We start from the raw sequence: 23,939 nt of genomic DNA on the forward strand, positions 1-23,939 counted from the left end.
TCAGCCGAATTACTGCCGGTCGCTTGCCGTTGCCGGTGTACCGTTGTTGGTGTACCGTTGTTGGTGCGCCGTTGTTGGTGTGCCGTTGTTGGTGTTCTTCACCAACAACCCAACCAACTCGCCGTTATTACTGTTGTAGTGTACCGTTCACCAACAACGTCACCATCCCGTCATCACCAATCACTCATTTTCATTTTTATGTAACCGGCAGTTTATCACAACAAAAACCGGTTTTATCGCCGGTTGCTTCCATTGACACAACTTTTTAAAAAATCTGTATAAAGTGTGGTATCCATGGGCCTTAACAACCAAACGCCCGTGAAATATTCATTGATGATTTTCTTCCCCGCTGTTTTGCTTTGGTCTTTCTCTGCGATGGCCCAGAAAAAACAGAATCAGGATTGTGTTTCGGAGTGCTTCCAGGCCCGCGTGGTTTCCGCTGAAAGCATCTCAGGTTCTTGCACCACTTATGAGCTGAGCATCTCTCACAATGGCGATTGCCGGTATGCGCTTTCGCATTTCACCATCGCCATTCCCTGCGGAGAATTGTCCAACGCATGGAATTCGCAAAACTGGAAACAGCACATCGGCCTCGATCCAACTACCGGTTTAAGTGGCCTTAAGATCGATGACATACCCGGATTTGGCGACGGTGCGCTTCGTGAGTTCAGGGTACGCTTCACTTTATGCAGCACTGGCGCATGCCACGACACACTGAGCTGCTGGGAGCCGGTGGTTGCCTTTAAGGCAGCTACCTGTGTTCATTATGATACACTCGATGCCAGTTGCCAACCGCTGAAAGCTTCTTTACAAAAAGAAAACGTTTCATGTTATGGAAAAGCTGATGGAACACTATCGGTGAACGTAGAATCCGGCAAAGAACCATACTCATTCCTTTGGTCCACAGGCGCCACTGCCTCCTCGATCACGAACGTTCCGGCAGGTATCTACACCGTCACTATAACCGACGCGTCCGGATCAGCGCTTGTGTTGAAAGACACCGTGAGCCAACCTTCACCGATCTTTATCAACGGCACGGTAACTCCGGCAAGCTGTTCCGGCGCCGCGAACGGATCAATTACGTTTGCTGTTTCCGGTGGCACAGCACCTTATACCTATCTGTGGAATAACGGAAATATCACCGCAGCGCTTCAAGGCCTGAGTGCCGGAAATTATACCGTGACCGTGACCGATGGTGCAGGGTGTCAGCAATCCAGAACATTTACAGTTTCCAACCAGGTGCAGATCATCGTGAGCGTGGCAAAAAATCAGCCGGATTGTAACAGCGCCAACGGATCGATCGACCTGACCACCTCAGGAGGAACCGCGCCGTATCACTATGAATGGTCCGACGGTTTTACCGGTGAAGACAGGACCAACCTTACCGGCGGATTCTACCAGGTGACGGTTACAGACAACGCCGGTTGCTCTACTCAAACCATTATTAACCTGACAGAGATCAATACGCTGAGGCTGTCGGCAACCGTTACCCCGGCAAGCTGCCAGGGTGATGCTACCGGAGCCATTGACCTGATCGTTAGCGGTGGCACGGCGCCTTATTCATACGAATGGACCAACGGACAGACTACCGAAGATCTTTCAGGACTTCCCTCCGGAAGTTATACCGTAACCGTAACTGACAGCAAAGGTTGTACAAGAACCATCCGGGTGATCGTTCCCAAGCAGACCTTCCTCGTTCCCAGCCAGATCATACAACCGAAGTGCGCTGGCGATGGCAGCACCGGCACCATCACACTTCAGCAGCCTTCGGGAGGAACATCGCCCTATCAATACGAGTGGTCAACAGGCGATACAGGCACTACGTTGTCAGGCCTTGCGCCCGGCACCTATTCTGTAATTGTTACGGATGCTACGGGATGTTCGCGTGAGTTGTATTTTGTGATCACCGCGCCACAACCACTCGTTGCCAGTGTGAAGATCACCAATGAGCAATGCAGTGGTAATGGATCTCAGGTCGATCTCCAGGTTTCAGGAGGCGCGGCGCCTTATTCCTTCCATTGGTCTACGGGGGCCGTCTCAGAAGATCTTCAGAACCTCCTGCCTGGGGTATACCAGGTAGAGATCACCGATGCCAATGGATGTATTCTGACGCGTGAAGTTGTGATTGAAGGATCATCGTCGTCACTGACCTGTTTGATCGAACCCGTTGAAACAATGCCCCTGTGCGGCTCGCAGAACAACACGCTGCAGACGCCAGTCGCAGACGCCGGTTCTTATTCATGGCGTGTGGAAAGCACCGATGCTGCATGGTCGATCATTGGCAGCACCAGCAGTGCCTCCATTACTTACGCCGCCGGAAGTAAACCTGGTTCCGCGGTCTTCTGGCTTACCATCAGCAAGGATGGCTGCACGCAGACCTGCTCCTATACGGTAAGCGCTTGTGTCGACAATGGTGGAAGCGATCCCGGTGGCGAAGACCCCGGAGGTGAAGATCCCGATGAAGACGAGCCGTGCGGAGAGTGCTTTGATTCAGGCTTGTCGATCATTAAAACGGAAGGCGCCTGTGTCACTTACGAGGCTACCATCGGCACGGATGGCAATTGCAGGCACGAGCTTTCTCACTGGACGATAGCCATCCCGTGTGGTGACATCACAGCGTTGTGGAATTCGGAAGGATGGAAAATGGAGATCGGCAAAGATCCGACTACCGGACTGACCGGTTTAAAAGTAGACGACATCGATGGTTTCGGAAAAGAAAACGCTTCGTTCAGGGTACGCTTTACCGTTTGCCGCGACACCGGATGTGAATGGGATCCCGTTGTTGCCTATAAGGCCGGGCTATGCGTTGCTTACGATACATTATCAATAGCCGGAAGTCATGCAGGGGTTGCTGTCTCGGCGTATCCGAATCCATTTGCTGACGAGATAAACTTTGAATGGACAGCAGCTGACAATGGTGATAGCCGGCTCGAAATACTGGGCCGTTCCGGCAACCCTGCAGACGTTGTTTTCTCAGGCGTGGCGGTGAAGGGCACAACCTACCGTCATACCTGGAATGCTTCAGCGCTGCCGGGCGGCTTGTACTATTTCAAGCTCACCACTGGCTCAAAAACTATTTCCGGAAAGATCTTCAGGAAATAACGGACAAAGCTTCTTCCTAACAACCCATATATTGCTAGTGTCACCGGGCATACAACAGCCACGGTGACACTATTGTTTTATACCGGAATGATCGAGGTTGGCACAAAATTGAGTAAAGCTCCTGGCAAGCTGCACCAGGATGAAAACGCCGGAATACCGTGAAATAAGTACCCATCAAAGCTCGATCTTTATCAGCAAAGCAGGTGAAGGGCCACCGCTGCTGCTGCTCCATGGCTTCCCGCAAACGCATCTCATGTGGCGGAACATTATGCCATTACTCTCCGACAATTTCACCGTTGTTTGTGCTGATCTTCCTGGTTACGGTCGCAGTGGTTGTCCTCCGTCTGCGCCCGACCATATGCCACACGCGAAACGTACCATGGCCCGCGCGTTGGTGGATGTCATGAGACAACTCGGCTTTCAGCAATTTTCTGTGATCGGTCATGACCGTGGCGGGCGTGTAGCCTACAGGATGGCATTAGACCATCCGGAGGTGATCCGGTCAGTAGCAGTGCTCGACATTCTTCCCACAGCCGAAGCCTGGAACCGGGCTGATAAAAAATTTGCATTGGACTTCTGGCCCTGGTCGTTGCTGGCACAGGCACCACCGCTGCCTGAAAAGATCCTTGAGCGATGTTCGAGAGAAATTGTCGATAACGCCCTGGATGAGTGGGGCACACCGGGTGAAATTTTCACACCGGAGATCAGGGAAGCTTATTATGGATCATTCAACGATCCGCAACGCATACACGCCATCTGCGAAGAGTACCGCGCCGCAGCAACGGTAGACCCTGCGCACGACCTGGCAGACCTCGAAAAACACAGACAGATCGAATGCCCGTTACTGGCGCTTTGGAGCAAGTACCTGGACCTTACGCATGGTGCCGAGAATATCCTTTCTATGTGGAACCGCTGGGCACGCAACGTACAGGGCGCAAACATTCCGGCAGGTCACTTCTTCCCGGAAGAAAAGCCATCGGAAACGGCGGCACTGCTCCGGAATTTTCTTCGAAAGCACAAGTCCGGCATTTGATATCACTTTAACAACGTCACTTCAACAGCCACGCCAGCACATCCTCCATAAACTCGGAGCATTGGTAATTGTTCACGCCCTCCCAGCTTGTCATGTACAGTGAGACCATTCCGTCTCCCATGGCAATGACCTTGCCGCGATCTACTTCTTTGTAAACGCCAAAAGGATTTTCGTCGGTCTTGTTGCTGAAGCAGAAGGGCGTGCCTCCCTGAACGATCCTGGCACCATGATACGGGATCGAAAAGCTTTTATCCGTAACAGCACCCGCCTGCGAATGTCCTCCTGACGACTGATCTGGATTATCATTTTTAAATTCAATGCCAAACGTATTTACAATATCGTTGACGTTGGTCTGCTCCAGGGTTGCCCAATAATCAACCTCCGCTACCAGGAACAAGGAGCCACCTTTCTTTACATATTGCTGAATGGCGCTCACTTCATCTGCGCTGAATTTGGCGGAGGGTATGTGAATAAACAGAAGATCGCAGCCTGCCAGGCTTTGAGGTGTGATGGTTGACTTTATGTAACCGACGGAGGCGCTCAGGGCCATTGCATTCTTTTTGAGCTCACCCGTCATGTACCTGATCCTTTCGATAAATGCCGGATCCTTTCCGGCCACGTCAGCCGGGTCGTTCCAGAATTTCTGGCCATGGGCAATGTCAACCAGGATCTTCTTCGGCGCCTTGAAAGGTTGCGCATCCATGGTTGTGACGGAGAGTGCCATCAGCGACGCGACCAGGAGCAAGCGATGTTTTGTAACGATGTTTCTCATGTCGAAGGTTGTTTTTACGCTGCCACACTTTCCAATGATGGTGCCATAAAATAGCCCGCAAAACGACGCGTTTTCTGAAGATCATCGCCAGGTTAACGTTCGGCAACGCACAGCTTTGAGCGGATGTGGGAACGTGTCATGATACCCATGGCACATTTTTTTAAGCAGCTATAAGGTAACATCACCAACCTTACCATGGAACCTGTCATTACCGTATTCAAAACCGAATCCTTGGGGCTTTTTGAGCTTTATGACTAACTGGGTATCCTCCCAGATGAGGTCACCCCGTGTGAATATTTTTATACATACAGCCCCCCACCGGGAAAGCTTAACGAAGTGCTGGACTTGCTCAAACGAAACAAGATTAACCATGCTATCCGGTTTGAGACACCGGTATCTCCAAGGAGAAAAATGGCGCCCAAAAATCTCAATATGCAGGTTGCGCGGGCCTGAGCCTGCTACATCACAATATCATTCTTCGGCTCCAATGACGGAGGCAGATCCGTTTCGCCCAGCATTTCGCGCAGGTCGATCTCAACCGCTCTGCACAATTGTGTTACTGGCACATCGTTGGGGCTTCCTTCAAATGGGTTTTCTGTGCTTTCTCCAACCTGGTCAAGCGAAGTATAGATCCAGGAGATCAGCACACTGAAAGGGATCACGAACCAAACCATGTTTCCCTTCATGATGCCTTCCACACCTGCATTAAGCTCTTGGAACTCTCCGAGCATACCGAACGGAAGCAGAAACGTAAACAGCTTCACGAACATGGAATTAACGGTGGCAAATTGCCTGGGATACGGAAAGTTCTTGATGCGTTCGCTCCTGCCCTGCTGAACACTGAGCTCCTTGATGGTTCTTTGCATTTCAACAAGCTGAAGCACCACCACCTCCTGGTTGCCATACAGCTCCTTTAATGTTTTGCTTTGCAGGCCGATGATGCCGGTGGCTTTATTGTTAGTGGATAAGACATACGCCAGCTCTTCAGCAGAAAGGTATTTGGCCAGCTCCGTCTCCAGTGAAACCTCCTTTTCAGGAATGCGGTAATATTTTTGATACTCCACGTTGTATCGGTTGTGCACGTTCTCCCAGGCCCTTGGCTCCCTCAGTTGATAACGCAAGGCCGTGAGCCAGGCGAGGTGCCGGTAAACAAGCAGTTTTGATTTTACCGGGTTGTTAAAAAAATCCCTGCAGAGAATTCCCCATGCCCTGCTGTTGCTCACGATCTCGGCCCAGATCTGCCGCGCTTCCCAGGTGCGGTTATACGTCTGGGTATTTTTAAAGCCCACGATAAATGCCGTGGCTGTTCCCAGCAGCGCCACCACCGTCCATGGAATGGCCAGCCACGTTAACCCGGCCACCTGGTAAAGCACTACGGGCACTGCACCTAAAACAATAAGGCGATAGATATCCCTTCTGGTCCAGACGAGAAATTCCGAAAGCTTGTATGATCTGCCGGTATGCACTTTTTAAGGTACGAAATACGAGGTACGAAGTACGAGGCATGGGCTACGATTTCCAAGTCGTTTGATTACTTTTGAAAAAATACCCTGTGTCGATGGGCAAACATGCCACGCTTCTAGCTCTTTTTCTGGTCTGCATTTCCACAGCAAACGCACAGATCTACAATTTCAAAAACTATTTGCCGGACCATGGCTTCCCTGAGTCGCAGGTAAACGCCCTTTGCCAGGACCGTCGCGGAGATCTGTGGATAGCAACTTCGGGTCGGGGGCTCATCAGGTTCGACAGTCACCACTTCTACCAGTTCGGAGAAGAGCAGCTGCCCGCTGACACTATTAATGCCATTCATGAAAATGCAACCGGAGATCTCTGGATCGGCACAGAACGCGGTGTTTACATTTATAACGGACGAAGCTTTCGACTCTTCAATCATCTCTCCGATCAAACCATTACAACGATTCTGAGCGATGGAGCCAATAATACCTGGATAGGCACCAGCAGCAAAGGCCTCTATAAATATGATGGCAAAACCATTACGCCGTTCAGAACAACATTCAGAGGTGTTTTGGACAAGGCCATCAACTGCCTGTACCTGGATTCTCAAGCCGATCTCTGGATCGGAACACCCACAGGCGTTGCCAAATACAACGTAAAGAAGTTCGAGTTTTTCACAAAGGAACATGGCCTGCCATCGGATGCGATCAACGCTGTCGCGGAAGATCAGGCCGGAAACTTATGGTTCGCAACTAAGGCAGGCATCAGTCGGCTTGATGGAAAAGCGTTTACAAACTATCCGGAGATCAGCGGCACAACGGAGAAAGCGATCCACGCAGTGATGACCGACAACAAGAACAATGTCTGGTGTGGCTCGTCAGCCGGAGTCATTAAGTACGATGGAAAAACGTTTCAGCGATACAACCTCGCCCGCGGACAGGCTGACGCCGCCGTGGTCTGCAGTTACAAAGATGCTGAGGGCAACCTGTGGTTTGGCACGTCTGAAGGTTTGAGCAAGCTCGACAGCGAACGTTTTACGCTGTTCCCGCAAAACGACCAGATGGGCCAACGGGTGTACAGCATTGTGGAAGCGATCAGTGGTAACATTATGTGCGGCACATCGCTGGGTGGAACAACCGTGTTCGATGGAAAACATTATTCTCTGGTGAACCAGCGCGACGGCTTCACGTCCTCCATCGTGCAATGCTTTTACTACTCCGCTGACAGTGCCCTGTGGATAGGTACGCAGGATGACGGCGTATATAAATTCAGCAAGTCGGGCACCTATCATTACACCCGCGAAGAAGGATTCCCCATCAACAATATCACAGGATTTGTTGTTGACCAGGACCAGAACATGTGGATCGCTTCGGCTGACAGCGGGGTGGTGGTGACCTCCACCGTTAACGATTCGCTTCGCATCACAAAAAAATATACTACCGCGAACGGACTTTCAAGCAACCGGGTAAACGCCATCACGTACGACGGTGAGACGATCTGGCTCGGAACCGCCGATGCGGGGGTAATCAGGATCAGCAGCCGAGGAGAAACAGATACGTTCGCCAATGCCGCCGCAGGCCTGGGGCGTACCATGATCCACAGCATGATCACCGATTCACTGCGCCGGGTGTACGTTGCCACGTCACAGGGCATCAGGATCTTTGACAGAAATGAAGTTCACCACCTCACGCGCGCGCAGGGCCTGAGCTCCAACACCATCTACTCCCTGGTGATAGACCGCCAGCAAAATCTGTGGGCCGGCACGAAGCAAGGAGTTGACATGATCCCGCTGACGGGGAATATCACACCGGAAAGCATCCGTCACTTTGGTCCCGATGAAGGCTTCAAAGGAGTGGAAGTATATCGCAATTCCACCTGTATCGACAGGAAAGGAAATATCTGGTTTGGAACGATCAACGGCCTGGTGAGATACAGCCCGGGCGACGATCAGCATGCATCAACACCCAGGGTCAACATCACCGGCATCAGGTTATTCTTTGACAGGATCGAAGACACACCGTATGGCGACAGCGTGTCTGCATGGTTCCCGATTCCGGTGACCTTAACACTTCCGTACGATCAGAATAATCTCACCTTCTCCTTTGCCGGCGTTTATTATCGCAATCCAGGCGCCGTGCGTTACAAATGGATGCTCGAAGGATTCAGCGAAGACTGGTCTCCCGCATTGGCCGATCCGCAGGCTGTATTTTCAAATCTTCCACCCGGTGACTACACGTTCAAGGTAATAGCCTGTAACGAGAACAATGTCTGGAATCCAGAGCCTGCATCTTTTACTTTTAACATTACGCCTCCCTTGTGGCAACGGTGGTGGTTTCGCGCAGCAGCATTCGCCGGCGTAGTGCTACTGATCTGGCTGATCTTTTACACAAGATTGAAACGCATCCAGGCAAAGAACAGGGTTATCCAGGAAAGACTAGAAATGGAAAAAAGTATCCTTGAGCTGGAGCAGGAGGCAGCGCGCCTGCAAATGAACCCGCACTTTATTTTCAATTGCCTCAATTCCATTCAGGGTTTTATTTCCACCAACGATCCTTTCAAGGCGAAAAAATACCTCGCCAAGTTCGCCAAGCTGATGCGGCTGATCCTGGAGAACGCGCGCGAAGAATTTATTCCGCTTCAGAACGAGATCAGCATCCTGGAAAATTACCTGGAGCTGGAGAAGTTGAGCACACCACAACCGTTCGATTTTTCAATCACCTGTGACGAGTCAGTCGACCCGGAGCACATCCAGATCCCGCCCATGATGATCCAGCCGTTTGTTGAAAACGCCATCGTTCACGGGTTGAAGAAAAAAACCGATCCTGGTTCCATCACCGTTCATTTCAGACTGAACGGCGAAGTATTGATGTGCACCATTCGCGACAATGGCATCGGCCGCAAACAATCCGCGCACATCAACGGAGAGACGAGGGGGCAGCACAAGTCAACGGCAATCCCGATCACACAAAAGCGCCTGGAGCAGTACGGAACACACAGAAAAGTAAATGCGGGCATTCAGATCACCGACCTGGAGGAAAATGGCAGGCCGTTGGGCACCGAAGTGATCGTTTCCACGCCCTACGAATCTTTCTGAAAAGCGTTTGTATAAAAAGATTTATCTTGCCTGTCATTCCCCAAACCTGAATAATGCCGTGAAGACCTTCCGCGCCCTGATCGTTGATGATATTGAGAACTCGAGAATTACGCTGGCACACGATCTGAAGGAATATTGCCCGGAGATCAATATTGTGGGTGAGGCCGACAGTGTAAAAAGCGCACTGGAGAAGATCGGCACACTTAAACCCGAGGTCGTGTTCCTCGACATCCAGATGGGCGATGGCACCGGCTTCGACCTGCTTACCCAGCTCAAAGAGATCCCCTTTCAGATCATCTTTACAACCGCCCTCGATTCGTACGGCATCAAAGCAATCAAGTACAGCGCACTGGATTACCTGCTCAAACCCATCGACCCTGATGAGCTCATCAAAGCGGTGGGCAAGCTCACGCAAAACGAAAAGAGCAAAACCATCCAGGACAGCATCAACCTGCTCATCGAGAACATGAAAGGCGCGGCACAGCCCGGCAATAAAAGGATCGCCATCCATAGCCTGGAAAAAGTGCACATGATCCACATCGACGATATTATCAGATGCGAATCACAAGGCGCTTATACCATCTTTCACCTGAAACAAAAGGAACAGATCCTCGCCACCAAAAACCTGAAAGAGTTTGAAGAATTGCTCGCTCCCCACAATTTTATCCGCGTGCATCACTCCCACCTCATTAATTTTGCCTACCTGAAAGAATATGTAAAAAAAGACGGCGGCTACGCCATCATGGCCGATAAATCAGAGGTACCGGTTTCATTCCGGAAGAAAAACAGCCTGCTGGACATGATCGATAAAGGTTTATAACAGTTATTTGCCCTGGCTCACAGTTATCAACTCTTCCCCTACACTTATCATTTTCTGAGAAAACCCGCTGGGCGTACAGGCTATTTTTATCAAAAAGAAATTGCCATAGCATTTCGGGTTCCCTCTCAGTCCTTTCTCCGCAAGGAGAAGGGGCTACCTGAGGGAAATTCAATGCATTTCCCGCAGATCACACGGTCCCGATAGCTTTATCGGGAACACTAAAAATTTCAAATCTCATCTGCGCTTACCTGCGTAATCCGCGGGAAACAAACCCCACTAACTTCCAAGCCAACCTTGTTTTACACTTGTAAACCACGCCATACACTTGTCAAACGCCTGCCTGCACTTGTCATTTTAGCGGGAATTGCCGCTGCTGCCGGGGATACTTTTACCTCAGCAAACCAAAACCAAGGGAACATGAAAACAACAAGTCAAACTCCAGCCAGGATCAGGCACCTGGTAAAAAACAGCAGCGCCGCCATTGCAAACCGCATCCTGCAGGCTTCCGTGATCATCACCAAATATTCGTACTGGCTCTTGTCCGTGTTCATTTTCTTCTCTTGTCAGAAAAACCTGACTCGAACCAATGAATCAGCCAGCATCACCAGCCATACCGAGGCGCCGAAAGAACAATTCGTTATCATAGACAGCGCGGCGATCTCCGGCCACATTTCGTCACTTTCACTTTCCGATGTGTCACTGCAGCAAAGGATCCACGACAAAGTGAACCAGTTTTACCAGGCCAACGCTTTCAAAACAAAATGGCTGGGCGAGAACGGTCCCACCCCGCTGTACTACGCCTCTCTCGACCTTCTTAAAAATGCAACACACTGTGGATTAAGCCCTGAAATGTACCGGGTAGACCGCATCGAACAACAGGTAAACATCCTTTACAAAGAAAGGCCCGCTGCTGCAAAGAATATTGCCGCGCTTGACATCCAGATCACAGAAACCTTTTTCCTTTTCGCCATCCACCTCAGGGAAGGAAGGATCACTGACACAGGATCCCGGGGCAAGATCTGGATCATGCCCTACCGCCAGGCAGACAATGCCGACGTTTCCATGCTGGCCCTTGCCAACACCGCACCACAGCTTGATGATGTTGTGAAAAAATTACAACCCGCCCATGAACAATACGCGAAGCTGCAAAAACAACTGATTGCATACAGGTCACTAGAAAAGTCCGACATCGGAACACTGCCTGTGTCTACGCGCCAGCGCATCAAACCTGCAGAGCGCCATGTGGCGATACCGGCCATCCGGAAAAAGTTATGGTTAATGGATCTCCAGATAAAAACGGATACAGGCCATGTGGCTTCCGCCGATTCCCTGTCGTACGATAGCGCATTGGTGGCGGCCGTGAAAACGTTTCAACAGAGACATGGATTGGAAGAAGATGGGATTATCGGTGGCAAAACGTTGGGTTTTCTGAATCAGTCGTTCAAAGAAAAAGCAGACCTCATCGCCCTGAACATGGAAAGAATGCGTTGGCTACCCCTGCACGATGCTGCGCAATACATCCGTGTCAATATCCCCGAATACAAATTACGCATCTACAACGAAGGGAAGCGCACCCTCGAAATGAATGTTATTGTCGGCGCCGTTGCCAACGCCACGCCGGTGTTCAGCGACACCCTGGAATATGTGGTGTTCAGTCCTACGTGGATTGTGCCCCCCAGCGTTGCCAAAGAAGAGATCCTCCCCCGGCTGAAAAAGAACAACACGTATTACACAAACCGGGACTTTACCTTTTATAAAAAAGGAGTTGAGATCGATCCCGCGGCAGAACGCTGGGATAGCGCCGTGAACATCCGCGAATACAGGATCGTACAAAAACCCGGTCGTGACAATGCCCTGGGATTGGCAAAATTCATTATGCCTAACGACATGAACATATACCTTCACGACACACCTGATCACAAACCATTCTCACACCGTTACAGGGCGCTCAGTCACGGATGCATCAGGCTTGACGACCCCGCAACCTTCGCAGCCCACATATTACAAGGGGAAGCCGGATGGGATCTGGCCAGTATCAAAAAAGCAATGACCAGTGGCAAGCCCACCAAAATACAGTTGAGAAAACAATACGAGGTACACCTCGAATACCGCACGGTGTGGGTAGATGACCAGGGCAACCTTCATTTCGGAGAAGACATTTATGGGCATGACAAGAGACAACTTCAAAGCCTTACGCGGGTAGGCAGCACCGAAAACTTAGTGGCCAGCCGCTGATTCAATCTCCGTGAGAATACGGGCTCTATTTTTCCGAAATGAAAAAAGGCTCCCGATAGATCAGGAGCCCTAACTCGTTGCCTGCTGCCAATTGCCTACTGCTTTCGCCTACTGCCTATTGATCCCGAACGGTCTTTTCAGTCTGATGTATAACAAGACACATCCTGCAATGATCAGCAAAGGCCAGATGTATGTAAGGGCAATGGAGATGGAGACAATTGCATTCCACCCTGAAGAGAGCGCCTCCACGAATTTATCTCTTATGGTTACTTCATCACCCGCATGCAGTTGCTGTGCTACGGTCTGGTAAAACTCAAGGTTGATGGTGCTGTGGCTTACCTGACTGCGTAAATGATTGATCCTGCTGATGGTGGCTTCGATCTCTTCATGAACCATGCCGATCTGCCGCTCTGCTTCCAGCAGCTCTTCTATCGTTCCCGCTTTTTTACGGAGGATCTCCATGTAGCGGGCTTCTACCTCACGTTTTGATTTCAGCCTCGACTCGAGATCGACGAAATCCTTGGAAACATCCTCCGTGGTAACATCCCTGCGATTGGTGAATTTCGCCTGCGCGTCAATATCCTTCAGCAGGTCCTGGAAGTATTCGTTCTGCACCCGGATGGTCATTTTGTTTTCCAGGATGGGGTTCTCAAGATGCAGGCTGGAAGATGAAATATAAGCCGGATACTTCCGGATCGATTGGATGATGGCATCCGTGCTCTTCTTTACACTTTCAACCTGGAAACGATAGTTGGCGGTTTTGATGAGCTTTGTCGCGCCATCAGAATAGAGGTCATTTTGGGGTATCGCGGTAAGCTGCGCCTGGGTCTCTGACTTTTTCGGGTCAAGCTCAGATAATACATCGGCGTTTTCCTGCGCTTCACGCTTCTGATTGGGTGCACAGCTGCCAGCGCATAGCATGGCCATAAGGGATAACAATATATACCTTTTCATTGTTGTTGTGGTTTATTTGAATGGAAATGGAAACGGAAAGGAACCGGAAGGAAACAGAGGAAACTGGCTACAAGCTTTGAGCCGCGAGGTCCCAGGACTCGTACTTTCTCGCGGCTCTCAGCTCATGGCTCATGGCTATGAGGTCTCTGCCATGAAGGCTTTAAAAAATTATTTTACAGAAGCGGTATCCTGCGCTGTAGTGTCAGCAGGCAGTGTTGTGGTGTCAACCGGGGTAGTAGCAGTCGTATCCTGTTCAGCAGCTTTTTCTGAAGTAGATGACGTACAGGAAACTACGATCAGGAACATCCCGATAAAGGCTGCTGCAGCCAATTGCATGATTTTGTTTTTCATAGATCAGTTTATTTTAAAAATTTTCTTTCATACAGGAATCCCAAAAAGGTCACCCAAAAAGAAAAATATTATTAGAATTGGGTGACCTTCGCTACCGTTGTGTATTAAACCGGATCATTCTTTATGACCCATTACTTTGATGAATTGATCGTTTCTGCGCTCAGAAATGAGGATAATTCAGTCGTGTTGAGGGAATTGTATAAAACGCACTACCCCATGGTGGTGAACCTGGTCTGCTCGAACAGTGGCACCGAACAGGAGGCAAAAGATGTTTACCAGGAGTGCCTGATCGCTTTTTACGAAAGGGTACGGCAACCCGGTTTTACACTTACCTGTAAGATCAAAACTTACCTGTACGCGGTCTGCAGAAGGTTGTGGTTAAAGCGGTTATCGGAGAAAAAGCGGTTTCCGGATATAGCGCCGGGTGAAGTTTTCCCCCAGATCGAAGAAGAAATGGCCGAAATAGAGGAAGCTGAAAAGAAGTTTATGTTCATAGGGAAGTCGCTCGATAACCTGGGGGAGCCATGCCGCAGCATCATTGAAGATTTCTATGTACGCGATCTCTCGATGGACGATATCCGTGATAAACACGGGTATACCAGCGCTGAAAACGCCAAGAACCAAAAGTATAAGTGCCTGCAACGATTAAAAAAAATATTCTTCTCTCATTATAACACTACGCCATGACACCGGAATTCTTTCAACTACTGGACCGCTACCACAAGGGGCAGCTAAGCGATGAAGAGATCCGCCAGTTCCGGAAAAAAATGGAACAGGATACGGAATTCAGAAAAGAAGCAGAAGCGTACCTGCTGCTGATGGATAGTATCAAACAACATGGCAATCGCCAGGAGATAAAAAATATTCTCGATGAAGCCCATGATGAAATGTGGGCAGAAGGCACGGCGCCAAAAGTTGTATCATTGACTCCCAGGCCGTCCAGGAAATATATCTGGATGACCGCAGCTGCCGCCTCGATAGCAGTGGTTTCCATTGTGGGAACCTTGCTGATCACCCGCTCGCTCGATAGCAGGCAGACAGCCTATTATAAGGAGTTGCGCAGAAATGTGCAGCAGATCCAGCGCTCACAGAAGCAACTCATGCAAGACCTCGCCGAGTCGAAGCCTGAGCCGGTGATCCCCGGCAAGTACTCCGGCACCGGATTCCTGGTCTCATCCAACGGTTATATCGCAACCAGTCATCACGTGGTGAAGGAATCTGATTCCGTTGCCATTGAAAACGAAACCTATGGAAGGTTGAGAGCGCAGGTAATTTACACCGACGCCGTTAATGACATCTCTATCCTGAAAATCGTCACGCCTGGTTTCCGTGCAAAAAAATTGCCGTTTACCATCAGCAACAAAGAAGCGGAATTAGGTGAGTACGTTTATACGTTGGGTTTTCCGAGAGAAGATATTGTTTTTGGTGAAGGTTCTGTAAGTGCCTCCTCCGGATTCCGGCAGGCTGCTAATGCATACCAGGTCTCGGTTCCGGTCAATCCCGGTAACAGTGGTGGGCCGTTGCTGAACAGTCGTGGAGACTTGATCGGGATTGTAAGTGGTGTAGAAACCGAAACTGCAGGTGCTGCCTTTGCCATCAAATCATCACGGCTTCTCGACATTGTAACGCACGATGCTATTGACTCGCTTTCAGCACCCTTGACCTTTCCGAAACAAAATACGATCAGGGACCTGAACAGGGTTCAGCAGATCAAAAAATGGAAAGAGTTCGTTTTTATAGTGCGTGTTTACAAAGAGAACTAACTGCAAGGCATCAACTGATGTTTTGATCGGCAACCGTTGGTTATGACCCGAAAGTTTTCAAAAATCGAGCTATTCTGGAAAGAAAAACTTCGTACACTCCCAAGTGATCTTGTTGCCCGCTTTAATTTTGACGATAACACCTCCAGCTTCTTAACAACTGTTGGGCTTCCGGCCGACCTGAGTGACCTGAACAAGGCACTTGAAATCAATTTTTATTTTGAACCCGGCAGCACAGAATTTATGGGCGACAATTACTGCGTTCTCGGAGATGACTCAGGAACTTATTTCGCCATTTCATTATCCAACCATCAACTATATGCAATCGACCTTGACAAGGTAACGGGTCACGATCCTGTATGCTTTGTCAATTCCACTATCGACAAGTTCATTGAAACCATTCAATTGTTCATAGAATTTCAACGTCGTTCACTTACAGGCAAAAGCAGCGAAGCCGATCTGATCAAATTGATGGTGGAGAAAATGAAGGATGTTGACAAGCAAGCCCTGGCCAGTAAAGATACCTGGTGGGGATCGATAGTAAGTGAGTCAATCTAGTCTCGCGCACTGCTCTTGGCCTCGACCTCTTCACTCAATATCCTTATTGTGCTTTTTCAACAACGCGATACCACTTTTGATATCCTGGTAATTTTCTTTTTCCAGTTCCCAGTTGCAATGAATGGCCAACAGCTCGACCGGCTTTAAGGTGAGCATATTCTGCAGTCCAAACAAAGAAAAAGTAACAGAGCCTACCAAACCGATGCCGACATCGTCAGAGCCATCTTCTTTATGGTTTTTGTAGGTGTACTTGATGAGGTAAATAGGCCTGACATCTTTCGTTGGTGGCCAGTATAAGCTGGTTTTATAAAAGATCTCTGCGTGGTCAGGATACGCTCCGTACTCATTGGGGTGCGCCAACCAGTTGCACATCTCGCTCAATGCCTGAAAGTCCGGAGCTTGGATCTCATTCGGGATTCTGTTCTCCAGATGCAGCTCATTCAAATAGCTGATGGCTTTTGTGCTGTACCGGTAGTCTTTTGCAAAGCCCGCCAATTTATCAACGGATTCATTACCGCCCATCTTTGCGCCAGCCCAGGCGGCTTCCATTTGAATATCGATACTTTTATGTTTACTCACCGTCTCCAATAAGCTATCTTGGTATTCTTTGGCTAAAAACGGAATGGAGGCTGTAGCGCTGACGATGTAACTCTCGCCGGCTGGGTCATTGTTTTTCACGATGGCATCAAGAAAGGCAAATCCTTGCGGCGAGTTGAATGGATGTTTAAAGGTATTTGTCCTGATAGCGATGGCATTGCACATATCGAGATAGGATATCCCTAAAAATCCTGAAGGTATCTTTCCATTGAGCGCCTGAATGATCAGGTCATACTTTGATTCGTTATCTGACGCGGCGTTCAGGATCACGCTCCACATATATTCTTCATTCTTGAAATCGCTTTTTACACATTCGGCAAGCTTGTTCCATCCTTTCTGATTTTTATACACAGCAAACATCTTCAGCATCATTGGCGCGCAGCTGAAAAAAGATTCCGATTTGTATTGTTTAAGCTCTATTGCAGATAATATATCGATCAACAGTGGAATCCCTATATCGTTCAGATAGTTTGCCGCCTCTTTGGTCGATGCGCTTTGAAACAGCACTGTAAGCTCGTAAATATTATTCTCGGTCTTTTCATCAAACGATGCCTGCAGTTGTGACTTAATGATCCCGAGCGCCTGGCAAATAAGCTTACTCTCTGCTTCGGCCTTCACTTCCGGGTTGGAGATCTTTCTCAATTTTTCAGAGATCTCGGAAGTGGGATTTTTGATCCAGGCTTTTAAGGTCTTTTCAAGCGCAGAATCCTGAGAAAATAGTTTGAATGGCATGCAGCAAAATATTAATAAAGTGATCGATGTTGCTTTCATTGATGTATGAGTACCTTTCGATTCTCAAATCCAAGCTACAAATTTAAGCTGATATCGATGAAACAAACCATTGCCCATATTGCCTTAGTGGTGGAAGATTATGACGAGGCCATTCGGTTCTACACGGAAAAACTGAATTTTACCCTGATCGAAGACACCGTTCTTTCGGAAACAAAACGTTGGGTTGAGGTGGCGCCACCGGGATCATCGGGCACGACACTGCTTCTTGCAAAGGCCGCCACTGATGAACAAAGGAGCCGCGTCGGTAATCAGACCGGCGGAAGGGTTTTTCTGTTCTTACACACAGACGATTTCTGGCGCGACTACAATGACCTGCAAAGCAAAAGCATCACGTTTGTCCGTCCGCCCAGCAATGAAGTCTACGGCACCGTAGCCGTGTTCCAGGACCTTTATGGAAACCTTTGGGATCTCATCCAACGACCAGGATTTTAGGATTCACAGGATGTTCAGGATTTAGACCAGGATTTTAGGATTCACAGGATATTCAGGATTTAAACTTTGAACCTTAAACTTTACCCCTTAAACTTCAAACTTCAAACTTTAAACCTGAAACTTGAAACTTCAAACTACTCCGGTTTCTTTACGTTCACCACCTTCATGCCTTCCCGTCCATACAACGTGGGGAAATACATACATTCAACTACGGCAGGGTTCAGGGAATATTTTCCGGAATACCTGGGCAGCAGCTCGATGGAATAATTGTATTTGCCCTTTTTAAGATACTGGCAATAGATGTTTGTCTTGTGGTTGTAGTACTCCCGGTGCACTTCGCCGTTCATTCTGTTCTGTGGCTTCGATTGATAAGAGCACCCGGCGGGAATGGGCACTTCGATCATCACGTATTCCGCATCGTTCTTCACTTCAACGTCAATATTCAGGTTCACCGGCTTACCACCCGTTAAGGTGCTGTCTTGTTTATCAAAAGAAGTGCGAATGGTAAAGTCTTTATCTGCTTGTTTGGGGGTTGCATTCCAGGTTTCGGTATAGGCCGTGAAATATACCGGGGCGCTTCCGGTTTTGGTCACCGTCAGGGCACCCGATCCGGCTGACGCTTCGAACGGAAAAGCAGTGATGTTTTGTGTCACGCTGCCCCCTAACTGCAAACGGGGCTTTTCATTCTGTTGCCCATTCTTCATCACTTCCGGCAGCAGGTTCTCAAGGATCAATGCCGACTCATAGGTATTACGCCAGTGTTCCCTGCGTTGCTCCAGAAAATAGTTTTTGATCTTGCCAACATCCTTTCCCTTTAAATTATCCTTCGTTGCCATCTGATACACCAGGAGCGTGTTCAGTACGGAATTATCGTATACACGCAATTTATCTTCGCCCCAGTAATAATTTCCCTTGATCGTCTGCGAGCGCATTGCATTCAGCCACTTCCAGTCAACCTTATTGCCCGTGGTTTGTGACAACCGCTCTGCCAGCAACTTCTCATGCAATGTCGACTTCGCCGACGCTTTTATGCTATCGATCAGGTCCGCCACTGTCAATAGCTGTCCCTGCTCCGCCAGAAAGTTCATTACCGCAAGCTTTGTGCTGACCGGTAGCGACGGAAGTTGTTTTTCGAGAAAGTCGATCAGCAGATCTTTGTCAACAGTCTTGTTGTATCCTGCCTTTTCAGCCTGAAGCAAAGTTTTGGCAGCATGCAACGTGATCCATATTTCACCCGGCCCATCTTTCCACCACGCCCAGCTTCCATCGGCATTTTGACGTGCGATCAACTTTTTGATCACTTTCATTATCTCACGGTCTCCGGAAAATTTAGCCTTTCTGAATTCACTGATGCTTTTCTCCAGCAAGAGTCCCTTCAGCCTGGATGCCAGCTGTTCATTACACTCATAAGCATATTGCTTCAGGTAGGTTATCTCATCTGCAAGAACCTCCAGCAAGTCAGCCTGCGCGTATAGTTTTACCGACTCCCTGATATTTGGAAAGTTCAATGTAAAAGTCGTGTCAGCTTCCAGCGCAAAGAACTGGCCATTGGCTTCGAGGGTTCCTTTTCGCAATACGGGGATCTTCCGGAGCTCGCCATCTTTATAATTTTTGAAGGCTACCGCGTATTCTACCGACATCGAGTCACGGCCCGAAGCATGAAGGGCAATGCTATCGATCCTGGAATTCTGCACTTCGATCGCGTCTTCATTAACCAACCGGTCATTTATTTTGATACTGCGGTTGAGTTGCACTTTCTCCTGGCCGTAATTGGTGATCTTACCCAAAGCAGTTGCGTGGTCGCCCTCGATAAGAAAATGCGGTTGCACGATCTGCGCCACAAGGGGTTTGTACGATTGTATGCTGGATGACGTTTGGCCTGTTCTGCGTTTTGTTGCCATGCCCAGCACGTAGGCGTTCCACCCAGTGATATCATCGGGGAACGTTGCACGGAACACTGCCTTGCCGTTTTCATCGGTTCTGAGATCCGGTTGCCAGAACGCATAGTCCCTGAAGTTCTTGCGCAACGCGTTGCCAGGTACTTCTTCAAGAACCGGCACCGGCGTAACATTTCTGCTCACTTCTTTCAGATACGCTTTTGTGGCGCCTGCTTTGGTTGACATCAGGATCACACCACTTGCTGCCTGAGCACCGTACAATGCCACAGCATCTGAACCTTTGATAACGTCTATGGCGGTTACCAGGTTTCTATTGACGTCGCTCAGTCGCACAATCCTTCCGTCGAGGATCACCAATGGTTCCTGGTTGCCATTGACACTCGTCAATCCACGGATCTGAATAGAAACTGAGTCTGCAGCCCCCGGTCTGTTACCACTAATAAACATGCCGGCCACCTGTCCTGCCAGCGCATAAGATACACTAAGCTGCTTTCGTGAGCGCTCTATTCCATATCCAACAACCACTACTTCACTCAGGTGTTTTACGTCTTCGTTTAACTTCACGTTGACAACAGCGCTATTATTGACAGATTGCTCCTCTGTGTTATATCCGATGAATGAAAATACCAGCTCTGCATCAGGCGGGCACCTGAGCGAGTAGTAACCCGCCATATCGGTGGCCGTTCCAACCGCTGTTCCTTTCACAACCACATTCACACCCGGTATCCCCTCTCCTGTGTCGTCTGTAATTCTTCCGGACACAGTATGGGTGAATGCATCGCTCACTGAAAATTCACGGGAATACAAACTGCGCAGCCGGTGTAATTCCATCGCCCTCTCACGTATCAGGTAATTTTCAGGCTTTGACCACTTCTCTATCAATTGAAGAACATGCGTACTGAATGAATCAGGCTCGTGTACCTTATACTTCGAAAGATCGTAATAGTTGGTTCCAAAAGGTTTTACAACAATTGAATCGGCCTTCACATAGGTATCATCATAAAGCAGCACCACCGCCTGATACCTTCCTTCGTTGAATTGTTCAAACTTTGCAACTTGAGGTAAAACATAGTATTCGTCAGGGCGATCGATATTGACAATGAATGTAGCCCTGGTAAGAACCTCATCCATCCCTTCACCAAAGGGATCCAGCGTTAATTTTCCAACCCGTGATGAGCCTGGGTTAAAATCCGGGAACCTGCTGAATGTATTGAGACGCACACGCTGATGATCTTTCCAATATTTTTCTATTGTTTGTTTCGTGAACACTTCGTCCGTAAAAGGACGTGGTGCTGATCCATACCATCCAAAGCGTTCGTTCTTCAACAGGTTACGAACATTGTGCTCACGCAGCTTGAGTATATTTTCTTTGAACTCGTATTTGTTGAATGGCTCGTAATCGAACGTTAAATGGAATCCATCTTTTTGGAAATAGGTGGCCTTACCAGGATAGAACGGACCCACCAACCGGTCATTGCCATAATAATTTTCCGATTCTCCAAACACATGGTATCGGTCTCCCTGTACAATATAGGCCTGAGGATGGCGCCGCATAAGAACAAAATGCCGGCCCAGCTTATTGAGCTCGTCATCTGTAAACTGGTACGGCATTTCAACGGAAGTCCAGTGTTTCGGAAGCTTATAACGGTTAACAGAGAAGATCAGTTTTTCGGCAGAATCGATCTTCACTTTATTACACGTCAGCAGGGCATTTCTCAGTCTTAACTGGATCTTATGAACACCTGGCTTAACGGCAAATGAATACGGCTCCGTCGTGCCCACTTCTTTATAATACACGGGCTGCCCATCCACATAGATCAGGGCCACCGGTTCAATTCCATAGCCAATGACGAACGGTGCAAACTGCGTGATCGGTGATTTCGAGCGGTCTTCAAAATATCCGGAATCCGGAAACATAAATTTGTAGAAGGTGATGCTATCCAGTCCCAACGTTTTTCTCCAATAAGAATACTCGAGCCCTTTAAGAATATCCGTCTCGCTCCGCTTTGTATTGAACTCATTAAAGATCATCCGGCTCCTGGGGTGTTTGGACAGATCAGGCACAGCAGCAACCTGCGGTGAAGCAAACTTTTTTGTGACCGCATAGGCCGTCAGGTCAACCTCTTCAACGGGCTGGCCAAACGCATCGTTCACGGACACTGTAAATGCTGTGTTCTCGCCCGGGTAAACGATCGGTGCGTGATCGATCCTGATGTCCAGGTTTCTTTTGTCGAATGGGATCTGGAATTCCCTGGTTTGCCCCTGACCGGCCCAGACGTATTGAATGCTTAAGTTGTAAGAGTCATTGACGTTAGATCTTCTTCTGATCGCAAGCTGATTGCCTTGCCCCTCAGCCATTAATTTCCGGTTACGGAACAAAAAGTAACGAAACGTTATTTTTCTCGGGTTCTCCGTCGCAATAAAAAGTGAGTCTTTCGTTCTGGTTGCCAGCACCTGCAATTGATCCGGCTCATCGCTCACAACAATCGATCTGCGCTTCTTCTTGTAGTCCACCCAATAAGAGTCAACAAAATTGTCGATCCTCTCCTTGTAGGGCAAGGTTATAATTTTTGTGAGCAGCCTGTCGCCCTGATGCGCGTCTAACTTGATACCCGGGAAATTTTTACCAGCGATCGTAGAACTGACCAACAGCGTATCATTTTTTAAAGCCATGGCGATCGGCAGCTGTTCCTGATCGAATGAAAGCTTCTCTTCTTTAACAACCCGTTCATTTTCACTGTTGAGAAACGAAACCACGGCAGTATACTCCATCTCCACGTTGGGCATGACCGAATCGGGAATGGCTACTGTGGTCTCCCCAATGGTCTCCAGCCTGGTTTGATAAAACCAGAGCGTGTCTTTGACGAACACATTTTTCGGATAGTACTTTTCAACAACCGATGGCTTTAACAGGATCTCGGCACGCACATCAAATAAAGGCATCTCGTTCGAGTCCGTACCTTTTAAATACAAGGCAGCGGGGCGCCCGTCTTTATTGTTCTCGCTCCTTACCGCGTAAACGTTGTTCTTTAATTCATAATCTTCGAAGCGAAAACTATTTGAGAGGAGCTTGTGACCTTTCCTGTTACTGAGCGCAACAGTATAGTTGTTATCGAGCTGAAGCTTCAGGGTATCCACAAGTTTAAACTCAAACTTGTAAGCGCCATCGTGAAAGGGCTCGATGGTTCCGAGCTTTCTGTCACGCTGCGAACGATATTGCTGTAAGCTGATGGTAACCGTTTTCCGAAATGGTTTCCCTTTGAGGCTGGTGATGAACGCCTTCAGTTTCACCGTGTCGCCGGGTTTATACGCAGGCTTGTTGAACACAACAAATCCCTTGTAGGGTTTCGGTCTCAGGGAACGTGTTGCTTTATAAATGATCGGTGGCAGGTAGGGCCTCCCTCCGTTAACGATGTTCTGAACATTGTTTTTGATGTAGAACACAGGTGATATAATATCCTTCACCGGAAAGGAGTGAATGATCTTGCGGCCCGTTCTCCCGAAGAAGCCGTTGTTGTGCTGCCTTTCGATCTCGAAATAGGAAGTGTGTCCCTGATAATGAGCGGTAACAAGTCCGCGTTTATTCGACTTTTTTAAACGATAACCTTGCGTCCGCGAATGGAAGGGCACGTTTCTGCGTTTGACGGCCACAGTAGCATCGGAGATCTCCTTCCCCGTTGAGTCATAAAAGATCATCATCAGGTCGCGATGATTATTCAACAGCTTTAAGTCAAGATTATTCTCCGACCGAAGCGTTCCGCTAAAATTTCCGTCTTTGGCGCTTACAAAAAGATAATGGCCGGTGGGAAGTTTTTTCCTGTAAACAGAATCCGTGGGGTAAAAATCATATAAGGTATTGAGATAGGAATTCTCAAGGTTCCACATGTCTTTGTAAAGCCGTTGCGCCTGCTCATTGCTGATCTTGTATATAAAAGTATAGTAACTGCTTGTACGGCTATCGGCGAGGTTCTGGGCGCGAACATGATTCAATTGAAATATCGAAATGAAGAGTAGGGCGGAAAGGTACAGGCGCGGCATAGGTAAAAGGTTCAATATAATAAAGATGCACAAGACCCGTCTTTCCAT

General features: G+C 48.7%; 15 protein-coding genes. 9 read left to right on the plus strand and 6 right to left on the minus strand.

What is annotated here, in order from left to right:
- The first annotated feature begins 294 nt into the window (after positions 1 to 294).
- Both KK083_RS03705 and KK083_RS03710 read left to right on the plus strand, forming a co-directional pair.
- Positions 295 to 3,102, plus strand: a complete 2,808-nt coding sequence (locus KK083_RS03705; protein ID WP_254160816.1) for a T9SS type A sorting domain-containing protein — start codon at positions 295 to 297, stop codon at positions 3,100 to 3,102.
- A gap of 139 nt (positions 3,103 to 3,241) precedes the next feature.
- Positions 3,242 to 4,135, plus strand: a complete 894-nt coding sequence (locus tag KK083_RS03710; protein WP_254160817.1) for an alpha/beta fold hydrolase — start codon at positions 3,242 to 3,244, stop codon at positions 4,133 to 4,135.
- A 16-nt stretch (positions 4,136 to 4,151) separates the two neighbouring features.
- Here KK083_RS03710 and KK083_RS03715 read toward each other — a convergent pair whose 3' ends face one another.
- Entirely contained in the window at positions 4,152 to 4,907 is a 756-nt protein-coding gene (locus tag KK083_RS03715; RefSeq protein ID WP_254160819.1) for a motility-associated ABC transporter substrate-binding family protein, read from the minus strand.
- Positions 4,908 to 5,365: 458 nt separating this feature from the next.
- Entirely contained in the window at positions 5,366 to 6,373 is a 1,008-nt protein-coding gene (locus KK083_RS03720; protein WP_254160821.1) for a bestrophin family protein, read from the minus strand.
- Positions 6,374 to 6,444: 71 nt separating this feature from the next.
- Between KK083_RS03720 and KK083_RS03725 the strand changes: the two genes are divergently transcribed.
- From KK083_RS03725 to KK083_RS03735, 3 genes are all read left to right on the plus strand, one after another.
- Entirely contained in the window at positions 6,445 to 9,456 is a 3,012-nt protein-coding gene (locus tag KK083_RS03725) for a two-component regulator propeller domain-containing protein (protein WP_254160823.1), read from the plus strand.
- Positions 9,457 to 9,514: 58 nt separating this feature from the next.
- Positions 9,515 to 10,276, plus strand: coding sequence for a LytR/AlgR family response regulator transcription factor (locus KK083_RS03730; RefSeq protein ID WP_254160825.1), 762 nt, complete (start codon positions 9,515 to 9,517; stop codon positions 10,274 to 10,276).
- A 417-nt stretch (positions 10,277 to 10,693) separates the two neighbouring features.
- The gene (locus KK083_RS03735; RefSeq protein ID WP_254160827.1) at positions 10,694 to 12,511 is read left to right on the plus strand and encodes a L,D-transpeptidase family protein; all 1,818 of its coding nucleotides are present in this window, start codon (positions 10,694 to 10,696) and stop codon (positions 12,509 to 12,511) included.
- A gap of 108 nt (positions 12,512 to 12,619) precedes the next feature.
- On the opposite strand, the gene KK083_RS03740 is transcribed toward KK083_RS03735, so the two are convergent.
- Positions 12,620 to 13,465 (minus strand): DUF4349 domain-containing protein, encoded by an 846-nt coding sequence (locus KK083_RS03740; protein ID WP_254160829.1) that lies wholly within the window; start codon positions 13,463 to 13,465, stop codon positions 12,620 to 12,622.
- 168 nt (positions 13,466 to 13,633) lie between these two features.
- Positions 13,634 to 13,816, minus strand: coding sequence for a hypothetical protein (locus KK083_RS03745; protein WP_254160831.1), 183 nt, complete (start codon positions 13,814 to 13,816; stop codon positions 13,634 to 13,636).
- A gap of 123 nt (positions 13,817 to 13,939) precedes the next feature.
- Between KK083_RS03745 and KK083_RS03750 the strand changes: the two genes are divergently transcribed.
- The 3 genes from KK083_RS03750 to KK083_RS03760 are packed head-to-tail and all read left to right on the plus strand — an operon-like array spanning position 13,940 to position 16,134.
- Positions 13,940 to 14,503 (plus strand): RNA polymerase sigma factor, encoded by a 564-nt coding sequence (locus KK083_RS03750; protein WP_254160832.1) that lies wholly within the window; start codon positions 13,940 to 13,942, stop codon positions 14,501 to 14,503.
- On the plus strand, positions 14,500 to 15,579 hold the full coding sequence (locus KK083_RS03755; protein WP_254160833.1) for a S1C family serine protease: 1,080 nt from the start codon (positions 14,500 to 14,502) through the stop codon (positions 15,577 to 15,579). The genes KK083_RS03750 and KK083_RS03755 overlap by 4 nt, the downstream gene beginning before the upstream one ends.
- 42 nt (positions 15,580 to 15,621) lie before the next feature.
- A complete protein-coding gene (locus tag KK083_RS03760; protein WP_254160834.1) occupies positions 15,622 to 16,134 on the plus strand; it encodes an SUKH-4 family immunity protein in 513 nt (170 codons plus the stop codon).
- 30 nt (positions 16,135 to 16,164) lie between these two features.
- Here the strand turns inward: KK083_RS03760 and KK083_RS03765 are convergent, their stop codons facing one another.
- Entirely contained in the window at positions 16,165 to 17,463 is a 1,299-nt protein-coding gene (locus tag KK083_RS03765) for a hypothetical protein (protein WP_254160835.1), read from the minus strand.
- A 96-nt stretch (positions 17,464 to 17,559) separates the two neighbouring features.
- On the opposite strand from KK083_RS03765, the gene KK083_RS03770 reads away from it, so the two are divergent.
- A complete protein-coding gene (locus KK083_RS03770; protein ID WP_254160836.1) occupies positions 17,560 to 17,955 on the plus strand; it encodes a VOC family protein in 396 nt (131 codons plus the stop codon).
- A 134-nt stretch (positions 17,956 to 18,089) separates the two neighbouring features.
- Here KK083_RS03770 and KK083_RS03775 read toward each other — a convergent pair whose 3' ends face one another.
- Positions 18,090 to 23,891 (minus strand): carboxypeptidase-like regulatory domain-containing protein, encoded by a 5,802-nt coding sequence (locus KK083_RS03775; protein WP_254160837.1) that lies wholly within the window; start codon positions 23,889 to 23,891, stop codon positions 18,090 to 18,092.
- Positions 23,892 to 23,939: the final 48 nt, after the last annotated feature.

This window comes from Chryseosolibacter histidinae (assembly GCF_018598225.1).
GTDB classification, from domain to species: Bacteria; Bacteroidota; Bacteroidia; order Cytophagales; family Cyclobacteriaceae; genus Chryseosolibacter; species Chryseosolibacter histidini.

Coding starts and splice junctions, on each gene's coding strand:
- KK083_RS03705 (WP_254160816.1), top strand. CDS start 295: ATGGGCCTTAACAACCAAACGCCCGTGAAATATTCATTGATGATTTTC.
- KK083_RS03710 (WP_254160817.1), top strand. CDS start 3,242: ATGAAAACGCCGGAATACCGTGAAATAAGTACCCATCAAAGCTCGATC.
- KK083_RS03715 (WP_254160819.1), bottom strand. CDS start 4,907: ATGAGAAACATCGTTACAAAACATCGCTTGCTCCTGGTCGCGTCGCTG.
- KK083_RS03735 (WP_254160827.1), top strand. CDS start 10,694: ATGAAAACAACAAGTCAAACTCCAGCCAGGATCAGGCACCTGGTAAAA.
- KK083_RS03740 (WP_254160829.1), bottom strand. CDS start 13,465: ATGAAAAGGTATATATTGTTATCCCTTATGGCCATGCTATGCGCTGGC.
- KK083_RS03745 (WP_254160831.1), bottom strand. CDS start 13,816: ATGAAAAACAAAATCATGCAATTGGCTGCAGCAGCCTTTATCGGGATG.
- KK083_RS03750 (WP_254160832.1), top strand. CDS start 13,940: ATGACCCATTACTTTGATGAATTGATCGTTTCTGCGCTCAGAAATGAG.
- KK083_RS03755 (WP_254160833.1), top strand. CDS start 14,500: ATGACACCGGAATTCTTTCAACTACTGGACCGCTACCACAAGGGGCAG.
- KK083_RS03760 (WP_254160834.1), top strand. CDS start 15,622: ATGACCCGAAAGTTTTCAAAAATCGAGCTATTCTGGAAAGAAAAACTT.
- KK083_RS03765 (WP_254160835.1), bottom strand. CDS start 17,463: ATGCCATTCAAACTATTTTCTCAGGATTCTGCGCTTGAAAAGACCTTA.
- KK083_RS03770 (WP_254160836.1), top strand. CDS start 17,560: ATGAAACAAACCATTGCCCATATTGCCTTAGTGGTGGAAGATTATGAC.
- KK083_RS03775 (WP_254160837.1), bottom strand. CDS start 23,891: ATGCCGCGCCTGTACCTTTCCGCCCTACTCTTCATTTCGATATTTCAA.